Source organism: uncultured Enterococcus sp. (assembly GCF_913775425.1).
Classification (GTDB): domain Bacteria; phylum Bacillota; class Bacilli; order Lactobacillales; family Enterococcaceae; genus Enterococcus_G.
In genome coordinates, this window is record NZ_CAJYIS010000016.1 from 1 (window position 1) to 10,597 (window position 10,597).

The 10,597-nt window shown below is 38.6% G+C and carries 10 protein-coding genes; 6 read left to right on the forward strand and 4 right to left on the reverse strand.

The window, feature by feature from the left end:
• Nucleotides 1–586 (reverse strand): HAD-IIB family hydrolase (locus QZ413_RS01705; protein WP_297075587.1); only part of this gene is annotated, 586 nt, incomplete at its 3' end.
• Nucleotides 587–773: 187 nt separating this feature from the next.
• Here QZ413_RS01705 and QZ413_RS01710 point away from each other — a divergent pair.
• Nucleotides 774–1,490, forward strand: a complete 717-nt coding sequence (locus QZ413_RS01710) for a response regulator transcription factor (protein ID WP_297075589.1) — start codon at nucleotides 774–776, stop codon at nucleotides 1,488–1,490.
• Nucleotides 1,490–2,932: a HAMP domain-containing sensor histidine kinase gene (locus QZ413_RS01715; RefSeq protein WP_297075591.1), complete on the forward strand. Its 1,443-nt coding sequence runs from the start codon at nucleotides 1,490–1,492 to the stop codon at nucleotides 2,930–2,932. Before QZ413_RS01710 ends, QZ413_RS01715 begins: the two co-directional genes overlap by 1 nt.
• Before the next feature lie 33 nt (nucleotides 2,933–2,965).
• Here QZ413_RS01715 and QZ413_RS01720 read toward each other — a convergent pair whose 3' ends face one another.
• Nucleotides 2,966–3,700 (reverse strand): hypothetical protein, encoded by a 735-nt coding sequence (locus tag QZ413_RS01720; protein ID WP_297075593.1) that lies wholly within the window; start codon nucleotides 3,698–3,700, stop codon nucleotides 2,966–2,968.
• A gap of 105 nt (nucleotides 3,701–3,805) precedes the next feature.
• Nucleotides 3,806–5,917, reverse strand: coding sequence for an LTA synthase family protein (locus tag QZ413_RS01725; protein ID WP_297075610.1), 2,112 nt, complete (start codon nucleotides 5,915–5,917; stop codon nucleotides 3,806–3,808).
• A gap of 267 nt (nucleotides 5,918–6,184) precedes the next feature.
• On the opposite strand from QZ413_RS01725, the gene QZ413_RS01730 reads away from it, so the two are divergent.
• From QZ413_RS01730 to QZ413_RS01745, 4 genes are read left to right on the forward strand one after another with little or no spacing between them, the layout of a single operon-like run.
• On the forward strand, nucleotides 6,185–7,345 hold the full coding sequence (locus QZ413_RS01730; protein WP_297075596.1) for a class I SAM-dependent rRNA methyltransferase: 1,161 nt from the start codon (nucleotides 6,185–6,187) through the stop codon (nucleotides 7,343–7,345).
• A 13-nt stretch (nucleotides 7,346–7,358) separates the two neighbouring features.
• Nucleotides 7,359–8,111 carry a type I 3-dehydroquinate dehydratase gene (gene aroD / locus QZ413_RS01735; protein WP_297075599.1) on the forward strand — a complete coding sequence of 251 codons (753 nt, stop codon included), beginning with the start codon at nucleotides 7,359–7,361 and terminating at the stop codon, nucleotides 8,109–8,111.
• 7 nt (nucleotides 8,112–8,118) lie between these two features.
• Nucleotides 8,119–8,613 (forward strand): Cys-tRNA(Pro) deacylase, encoded by a 495-nt coding sequence (gene ybaK, locus QZ413_RS01740; RefSeq protein ID WP_297075602.1) that lies wholly within the window; start codon nucleotides 8,119–8,121, stop codon nucleotides 8,611–8,613.
• 18 nt (nucleotides 8,614–8,631) lie between these two features.
• Nucleotides 8,632–9,081: a GNAT family N-acetyltransferase gene (locus QZ413_RS01745; protein WP_297075605.1), complete on the forward strand. Its 450-nt coding sequence runs from the start codon at nucleotides 8,632–8,634 to the stop codon at nucleotides 9,079–9,081.
• A gap of 89 nt (nucleotides 9,082–9,170) precedes the next feature.
• On the opposite strand, the gene QZ413_RS01750 is transcribed toward QZ413_RS01745, so the two are convergent.
• Complete coding sequence (locus tag QZ413_RS01750; protein WP_297075608.1) at nucleotides 9,171–10,436, reverse strand: NAD(P)/FAD-dependent oxidoreductase; 1,266 nt, start codon at nucleotides 10,434–10,436, stop codon at nucleotides 9,171–9,173.
• Nucleotides 10,437–10,597: the final 161 nt, after the last annotated feature.

Here is a 10,597-nt window from a genome sequence, read left to right on the forward strand (position 1 = left end):
ACTCAGGCATCTCAAGTAAACGACGTACCGCCGCACCTTTTGATGTTCCGTTCAATACAGTATCGATCGAATATTTTCCGTTCCGATAAAATGTGAGTTCTGGAAATGCGTCTAAATAACGGGCATCACCATCTTGACCTAAAACGAGTAACATATTGACTTTTTCTGTCAGGTGTTTTGTCGGATGTATTTCCGGAACCTCGCTATGGATCAACGCATAAGCTTTCGGAAGATCAGGTGTCTTTCCAGATGCCCAAATAGCTTGTTCATTATAAAATGAAACTTCTTGACCTTGACTGTGGGCGACGTTTAAAAATTGTTCACATAGTTGAGGGTCAATGATCTCTTCGTAAACTTTTTGACCATCTAAACGAATAAAGGCTCCGTTCATTACGATATTTGAATTGATTCCAGCAGCTTCTTTGATGTCTGTAATCTCGATTTCTGTACGACCGGTGGCGATAATCGGTAATGTCCCATTTTGTACTAACTGAGCCATCGCGGTTTTGATTTCTGGTGTTATCTGAGATTCATGATCGAGCAAGGTGCCGTCTAAGTCAAAAAAAGCAAGTGAATGATATGTCATGTTGTACGCTCCTTTATTTAAATACTACCGTTTCATCATAACAAAATTGAGCTAAAAGACAAGTTTTGTAAAAAAACTTGATATTTCACCAAGGATTCAAGAATCATTTGGTTCTTGAATTAGAATTTAGTATACTAGGAGAAGGGAGAAACGATGAAAAATTTGAAAACTCAATGAGGTGAATTTAGTGAGATTATTAATGATTGAAGATAACGAATCCGTATCTGAAATGATGCAGATGTTCTTTTTAAATGAAGGCTGGGAAGCAACATTTAAAGCAGATGGAAAAGAAGGATTAGACTGTTTTTTAGCAGAACCACAAGTATGGGATATGATCACGCTTGATTTGAATTTGCCGAGTATGGATGGCATGACGATTGCCAGAGAGATTCGTAAAGTGTCAAGTACGGTACCGATCATCATGTTGACTGCTAGAGATTCCGAAAGTGATCAAGTTATCGGCTTAGAGATGGGAGCAGATGACTACGTTACGAAACCCTTTAGTCCATTAACCTTGATTGCCCGTATGAAGGCTTTACACCGTCGCACAGAATTAGCAGAAAAAGCGATGCATGATGAGCAAAACGATGATCATTTTGACGTCGAAACGAAAAACTTTAAAATCAATACCAAAACACGTGAAGCGTATTTAAATGGCCAGTTGATCGAAGGATTGACGCCAAAAGAATTCGATTTACTTTATACGTTAGCCAAAAAACCACGGCAAGTCTTTTCACGTGAGCAATTATTAGAACTCGTTTGGGATTACCAATACTTCGGTGACGAACGAACGGTCGATGCCCATATCAAAAAACTGCGTCAAAAAATGGAAAAGGTTGGACCACAAGTCATACAAACTGTTTGGGGAGTAGGCTATAAATTTGATGATTCAGGTATCGTCTGATGAAATATCTGTATCAGCAACTACTGGCATTTACTGCTGTAATCGTAATTACGCTATTGACGATGGGGGTCGTCTTTACGCGCATGACCGAGCGAACGATCGAAAAAAATAATTATGCACAGCTCACAGGGTATGGTGAAGCTGTGCAACGAGTATCTGAAAGTATTAATGAACGCTATCAGATCGATCTATCAAAAGAAGAAATCATCCAAAATTCATTGGCAACATCGGAAATGATGCTTAATCAGCAAAGTGTTAATTTTGTCTTTATCAACACAAACCATGAAATTATTTATCCACTATCGGTCAAACAACCAAGCATCAAGATTTCTACTAAAGTCTGGCAAGCTTTATCCAATGGTGAAGCACAACAGATGACTTCAGAATACAATCTTTTTGGGCGCAAGGAAGCGACTTCTTACGCGATGATTCCATTTGATTATGATCAACAATTTTTCGGTGTCTTGATCGTGAGTCAACCAGCTAAAAATATCGAAGATTCCGTCAAAGAGCTAAATACAAACTTATTGCGTGGCGTGCTGCTTTCTTTGATCGTCGCACTGGCAATCAGTTATTTCTTTGCTCATTTTCAAGTGAATCGGATCAATCGCTTGCGTAAAGCGACGCGTGAAGTCGCCGATGGGAATTTTGACATTCAAGTTCCGGTGGCCAATCGTGATGAATTCGACGATTTGGGAGCTGATTTTAATAAGATGACGACATCTTTAAAAGAATCTCAAGAAGAAATCGAACGTCAAGAAGAGCGACGCCGTCAGTTTATGGCAGATGCCTCACATGAAATGCGCACGCCGCTAACGACGATCAATGGATTGTTAGAAGGCTTGCAGTATGGAGCGATCTCAAAAGATCAAGAAGAAAATGCATTACGATTGATGAAAAATGAGACCGAACGTTTGATTCGACTGGTTAATGAAAATCTAGATTATGAAAAAATTCGAACGAATCAAATTTCGATGGTGATCAAAAAATTTGATGCTACATCGGTATTAAGTGAAATTGTCACTCAGTTAGCACCCAAAGCACATTCTGCAGACAATCAATTGCTTTTGGAAACGAAAGAAGCCGTTGATATTTATGCAGATTACGATCGATTTAGACAAATCGTGGTGAATATCGTGCAAAATGCCATCCAATTTACTACAGAAGGCAACATCGTCTTACGTATTTACAAAAAAGACTTGAAGACGATCGTTGAGATCAAAGATACCGGGATCGGGATGAGTCCAGACCAAGTGACGAATATTTGGGATCGTTATTATAAAGTCGATCCTTCTCGTAAAAATAAACAATTTGGGGAATCAGGTTTAGGGTTGCCTATTGTACAACAATTGATGCGTCTGCATAAAGGTGAGATCGAAGTCGAAAGTGAATTAGGTAAAGGGTCGACCTTTAGATTGATCTTCCCAGACACAGAATCATAAAAACACACACCACAAAGAACAATGACGATCAGTCTAGTTCTTACGTGGTGTGTGTTTTTTTGTTTGGAGTAAGGAAAGATGGAGAGTGGTCCATTGGCTTTTTTGACGTAATTTTTGAAATAAATAGGCTATGAATAATAACCAGACGAGCATGAACGACCAAACCGCTCCGATCACTCCTAAAAGTAAAAAGGTCCACTGATGGGTGCTCAAGTGGTTAGCTTGAAATAAGGCGAAGTCTGTCGCTGGAAAACGGACGGTCAATCCATTTTGAATGCCACTAGTGAAATGATGCAATGAAAAATAAGTGGGCTGCGTACGATTCAATAGATCGTTTTGTTGATTTTGTTCTAACCAAAATTGGACTTGTGGTTGGAAAAATAATCCGATTACGAGAATGGCTAATAAAATAAGGCTGATATAACCCGCTATTTTTTTAATGATTTGGCGAGTGGAGGCATTTGGTAAATAAAATTGTAAAACATAATAGAAAAAACTGATGATCAGTAAAAGCAATAAGCCTGATGTGACTAGGCTAGTCGTTTGATAATGTGTCAATAATTGTGTAAAGGGAGATTTTAATTGGCTTAAAATTTCTTGTTCTTCATTTTTATAATTAGAAGAAGCGATAAACGCTTGGATATTTTTAGCGGTTAGTTGCAGTGAAAAGAATAAAAGAATACTGCGCAAGCAAGCAATAATCGCAAAGCTTACAAGAATGAAGCACCCGATAAAAGGTCCAAGATGTTTTACTTTTTGTTTGAACATTGATTTCGCCTCCCTACAATAAAAGTATACGAGCCGAATTTGAATTATTTATGAAAAAGTCACGCAAAAAAAGCAAATCATTCAAAACGAATGATTTGCTTTTTATTATTCTGCAGCGCCTGTTTCTTCTGAAGACGAAGTAGTCGTTGGTTCTGCAGTTGGATTTAATTCTTTATAGGTTTGTGTTTTAAATAGATCAACCGTTGTTTGATTGTTGTGTTTAGAATATACACTTGTCGAATCTGCACCTAATGATTTTTCCGTTTCCAATAAACGATCATTTTGGTGTAAGTAACTGTATTCACTTGGATCGATCGTTTTCAAACCGCTATCGGTGTAGAAACGAAGGAGGTCACCGTTGTTGATTTGATCAGAAGTACTTAACTGAAGATTGGCTTTTTCTTTTAAGGCCTTCACTTGCGTTTGCTGTGCTTCTGTTGGTTCTTCGATCAAAAGACCTGTTTTATTGTCATATAATTTATTCCCATAATAGGTGTATTCTGGAGTTACAAAGTCACCGTCACGGAACGTCACGAACGAATCACGTTTTGGCGATAACAAATCTTGTCCTAATTGGATATAATTTTGTGTATCTACACCAAGTAAGTGTAATAACGTAGGGAGTGCATCGATTTCACCACCATATGTATGGTTGATGCCACCTTTATCTGTACCAGGCACATGGATCATATACGGCACACGTTGTAGTTGAGCGTTATCGTAGTTACTCCATTCATCACTTGTTTTTCCAAGTAATTCTGCTAACTGTTTGTTACGAGAATTTGAAATTCCGTAATGGTCACCATACATGACAATGATCGAATTATCATATAAGCCACTTGCTTTTAGATAATCAAAGAATTCTTTGACAGCTGTATCCATATAGTTTGCAGTTGAGAAGTAGTTATTGATCGTTTGATCACTCGTATTGGCTAATGGGAATCCAGTTTCATCACCTTTTAATTGTGAATAAGGGAAGTGATTGGATACCATAATGAATTTAGAATAAAATGGTTGTTGCAAATGCTCTAAGTATTGAACAGATTGTTGTAAGAACGGTTTGTCATTTAGACCATATTGGAATGAATTATCACTATTGACATCATAATAAGAAGCATCAAAGAAATAATCATAGCCTAAATGTTTATAGGTCTCATTTCGATTCCAAAAGTTTCCGACGTTTCCATGGAAAGCTGCGCTAGTGTAGCCTTCAGTTTGGCCTAAGATATTTGGAGCCGCTTGGAATGTATTTTTGCCACCTAATTGTGTAAATAGGGACCCTTGATCTAAACCAAATAATGAGTTTTCCATCAATGTTTCGGCATCACTCGTTTTCCCAGCTTTGACTTGGTGGAAGAAATTATCGAAACTAAATGTACTGTTACTATTATATAAACTATTGATAAATGGTGTCACTTCGTGTTCAACACCATTTTCATCTTTTAACTTGTAGTTGATCAAAAATTGTTGTGTACTTTCTAGATGTAGATAGATCACATTGCGTCCTTTAGCTAGACCAAATAGGCTATCATCTGGAGCTGCGTAGTGTTCACGCACATAGGATTTTACCGCATCTAAATCCGTAGCGCTTGCTTTAGCGCGAACTTGATTAGTTTTATAAGTTTGGATCGCATCGTAACCAGTAAATGCGTTGACCCCTAAGTATTTGACTAAATAGTCATTTGAAAATGTACGTGTCAATAATTCTGGGCGATCGGATTCTGCTAAAAATAGATTCCCACTGAAGATCATAACGGATAAAACTGAAACAGCAAAAGCCATTCGCGCACGTACGGGTTTTTCTTGCATTTTGATTTTTTTAAAGATCAAGGCGAATGCTAAGATAATGATATCGATAAAAAATAAAATATCATAAGGTCTAAATAAGCGTAGCGCACTTTCACCCAAACCGCTGGCAACTTTTCCAGCACCAAGCATGGTATTTACCGTAATAAAATCAGTGAATTCACGATAATAATTGACATTTGAGTACAATAAGATCGTCATCACAGTGTAAATGACTAACATTGTGACATAAGCTGGTGTTTTTCTTCTCACATATAAAGCAACTGAGAGTAGTAATAAGGTCGTCGCTAACGGATTAATCGCTAAAATAAAATACTGTAGCGGATTTTCTAACCCAACTTTTAAATCAACCGCAAAGGCGAACATGTTTTTCGCCCACATTAAAAAGGCTAACAAGATAAAGAAGCCCATGCGTGTGTTTAAAAAAGAGCTAATTTTCTTTCTAAACAAATATATTTCCCCACTTTCTCTTCGTTTGGATCACTAACAAGTGTAAAAAAGAATCTTGATTCTTTCCATCATCTTCTCTATTTTACTCACAAGAAATTTTAGTGTCAAACAAATCAGAAAAAAGAAAAAAATTAACCGCTTTAATTAAAGATTTCTTTAATAAGGAGCCACAGACAAATAATGCGGATTTTGATATACTAGAGGAGAATTTAAAGAGCAGGTGAAAAGATGACAATTAACGTAACAACGCACGCAGCAAAACGAATCAAAAAAGGATACCCTTTGTTGCAACAAGAAGATTTAGTCAATCAAGGACAAAAAAGTACGTGGGATATCGTAATGTGTAATCAGCAGATTTTGGGATACGGTTATTTAGGTGAACAACATAAAGGAGTCGGTTGGATGTTAGCAAAGCATCCGCTCACAGTGGATCAAACCTTTTTTAAAGAGCGCTTTGCAGCAGCGAAAGCGAAACGGTCGGCTTATTTTTATGATGAACAAACGACCGCTTTTCGTTTGATAAACGGCGAAGGGGATCAACTAGGTGGACTGATTATTGACCAATACGCCACGTTTGCGGTGATTTCTTGGTACAATGAAACGATGTATGAGAAAAAAATAGAGATTTTGGCCGCGCTAAATGAAGTATTTCCAGATATCATTGGTATCTATGAGAAAATTCGCTTTCAATCGACATTACCAGAAAGTCAACACGTCTATGGACAAGAAGCACCTGAACCTTTACTGATAAAAGAAAATGGCATCACGTATGCTACTTATTTAAATGAAGGGTTGATGACAGGGATCTTTTTAGATCAACGAGAAGTTCGGGGACGATTGGCTTCAGGTTTGGCTACAGGAAAACGGGTATTGAATATGTTTAGTTATACTGGAGCTTTTTCAGTAGCTGCCGCGATGGGTGGTGCTCGTGAGACAACGAGTGTGGATTTGGCCAATCGAAGTCGTCCTAAAACCCAAGAACAATTTGAAGTAAATGGCTTAGATCCACATGCGCAATCGATCGTAGTGATGGATACATTTGAGTATTTCAAATATGCGACACGAAAACAATTTCAATATGATTTGATCATTTTAGATCCACCGAGTTTTGCGCGAAATAAAAAACGCGTTTTCTCAGTAGCAAAAAACTACGGTGACTTGATCGAACAAAGCATGCCGATTTTAGCAAAAGACGGGTATTTGATTGCATCCACGAATGCAGCTAACGTATCTTTAGAAAAATTTGAAGGCCAAATCGAGCAAGCATTCACAAATCAAAAGCGTCAATTTAAAAAAATCGCTACCTACCGACTACCAGAAGATTTTGCAGTAGATGAGAAATTTAGCGAAGGCGATTATCTTAAAGTAATTCTCTATCAATGTAAGTAAAGGAGTGAATGTGATGTTGCAAATCAAAAAAGTTGAATTTGGTGTAGGTCGTCCTAAATTAGTGGTACCACTAACAGCGAAGACCCAAACGGCTCTAGTGGAGCAAGCGCAAAAGGCACACGCATCGGCAGCTCAAATCGTTGAGTGGCGTGCCGATTTATTTGAAGAGTACGAAACAAGTGAAGAACTAGTCGCACAACTGGCGATTTTACGAAAAGAATTACCTGAACAATTATTGCTATTTACGTTTCGCACAAAAGCAGAAGGTGGAGCTCGAGCGCTCTCTTTAGCAGAATATGAAACGCTCTGCTTGCTTGTAGCGCAGTCGCATGATGTAGATTTAATCGATTTAGAGTTGCGTCACGTTGAATTTTTGGGACGCGGCTTTGTTCAGAAAATCAAGAAAGAAAATGTATGCATCATTATGAGTGCACATTATTTTGAGGAGACGCCTAAAGATGGCCAGCTGCTGTTTCAAATCGGCTTGATGAACCAATTCCAAGCAGATATCGGCAAAATCGCGGCTATGCCAAAAATGCTTTCGGATGTTTTACGCATGATGATGATCATTGAACGTGCGAAAGGATTGAATCAGTTGCCTCTAGCGATTATGTCGATGGGAGACTTAGGGAAAATCTCGCGCGTTTCTAGTGAAGCAATCGGTTCGGTACTGACTTTTGGTGCGTTAGAAGAAGTATCTGCTCCAGGTCAGATCCCGGTGGCAGATATGGAACGCATTCTTGAATTATTAGCAATCAAAGGATGAGTGAGTAATGGCAAAAAAGAAAATAGAAAAAACCAACGCGATTCGCTTGATTGAACAAAAGAAAATTCCCTACATCGAACATACTTACGAGTGGAGTGAAGCACACGTTAGCGCAAACGATGTGTCGTTAGCAGTAAATACGACTTCACCTATTTACAAAACGCTAGTCGCGACAGGAAATAAAACAGGCCCGATCGTTGCGGTTATTCCAGGAGATGAAGAAGTAGATTTGAAAAAATTGGCTAAAGCTAGTGGCAATAAAAAAGTCGAAATGCTTCATCTAAAAGATCTTGAAGCGACTACGGGATATATTCGTGGAGGGTGTTCACTTGTAGGGATGAAAAAACTTTTTCCTACGTTTATTGCGATACAAGCACAAGAACTTGCTGCATTTACGATCTCAGCTGGAAAACGAGGATTGCAGATGGAGGTCGAACCAAGCGCGATTGCTTCATTGATCCATGCGACTTTTGTCGAACTAACGGTTACAAGTGAAACTTAAATAAAAAGGAGTGAGGTCATGCGCTATCGGGAAGTCACAACAGCCGATCATGAACAGATCGCGCAAAAATATATTGAAACATTTGCAAAAGCACCTTGGAATGAAACACATGAGTTTGAGACGATTTTAATGTATATCAAACGGTTAGCTGCGATGAATACGTTTATGGGCTTGATTGTTGAAACAAGTGACACCCATACATTTTTAGGAGCGGCATTGGGGTATATCAAACCGTGGTACCAAGGAGAGGAATACGTTTTAGATACGTTTTTTATTGATCCTAGCCACCAGTCGCAACATATAGGAACGCGATTTATGGAGCATTTAAAAACCGTACTCGCATCAAGAGAGATACCTGCGATCATGTTGGATACAGATCGCGATACACCAGCTGAAAAATTCTATCAAAAACATGGCTTTTCAGCGAGCGAAGATACAGTTTTGATGTTTGGGAATACTAAAAATTAAAGAAAACACCCTCAAGTGGTGTACTGATCTGCGAAAAGTTAGACGTTTAGTTTACCTTTTGCAAGACAGTCGCACTTGAGGGTGTTTTTTTAATACTGGAAGTAACTTGCGATTTGTGCTGCATGTACACCTGCTGAGTGTCCTGTACAAAATGCAGCCGTAATATTAAAACCACCAGTATAGCCATTGATATCGATTAGTTCACCGGCAAAAAAGAGTCCAGACTTTTGTTTGCTTTCCATTGTTTTAGGATTGATCTCTTTTAAATGAACGCCGCCACCGGTTACAAATGATTTTTCAATCGGTAAGGTATGATGAACTGGGAATGTAAAATCTTTTAATAGTTCAATCAAAGAATCGCGTTGTACTTGTGTTAATTGATAACTCGCAACGTCTTCTAGTGCTAGACGTGTCACAAAAAAATCAGCTAAGCGTTCGGGTATCCATTGGGCAAGATCGTTTTTTACAGATTTTTTTGAGGTTTGATAGGTCATGTCCCACTCTTTTGCTAGCTGCGCAAGACTTTTTGTGGGAAAGCAGTCTAAACGTACAGGAACTTCATCGTGTTTTTCTAGCTGTTGATTGACAAAAGAAGAACAGCGCAAGGCTGCTGGTCCTGAAACTCCAAAGTGAGTAAACAACAAGTCCATCACGTGTTCAGTCACGATTTTTCCTTTTTCATCCAGTACCGCTAAAGAAACATCTTGTAGTGATAATCCTTGCAATGTCTTATCTTGAATAAACGCAGCATCAGAAAGTAAGGCAGACTCCGTTGCATAAAGGGGAGTGATGGTGTGACCAGCTGATTTTGCTAAACGATACCCATCACCCGTTGAACCTGTTGAAGGATAGGTCTTGCCGCCAGTTGTTAAGACGACACAAGGTGCTAAAAACGTATCTGTTTCTGTCTTTACACCACTCATTTGGGTATCGTCAAAAAGTAATTTTGTTACTTTACTGTTCGGACAAAAAGTGACGCCTAATGCCTTTGCACGTTCCACAAGCGCATCGACGATCGTTTTGGATTTATTCGTTACCGGAAACATCCGACCGTGGTCTTCTTCTTTTAGTGAGACACCTTGCGATTCGAAAAAGTTCATAATATCAAAGTTATTGAATTGTGCAAACGTACTATGTAAAAATTTGCCATTTCCGGGGATATGGCGAATCAAATCATCTACGTCCCGGTTGTTCGTCACGTTACAACGACCACCACCGGTCATTAATAGTTTTTTACCAAATTTTCTATTTTTATCGATCAACAGGACCGACGCTCCATTTTCAGCAGCAGCGATACTCGCCATCATGCCACTTGTTCCGCCACCAACGACGATTACATCATAATTTGTTTCCATAGTTCCTCCATTATCAGACTTTTCAAAGTATTTTGAAAAAAACTCTGCAAAGTCCAAGCGTATTTGCTATTATATATAGTAACAAAAAAAGGAGGAAAACACATGCAAAATCCACAACAATATCTTCAACGTATTCAAGAAAATATTCACCGTAAGGATCC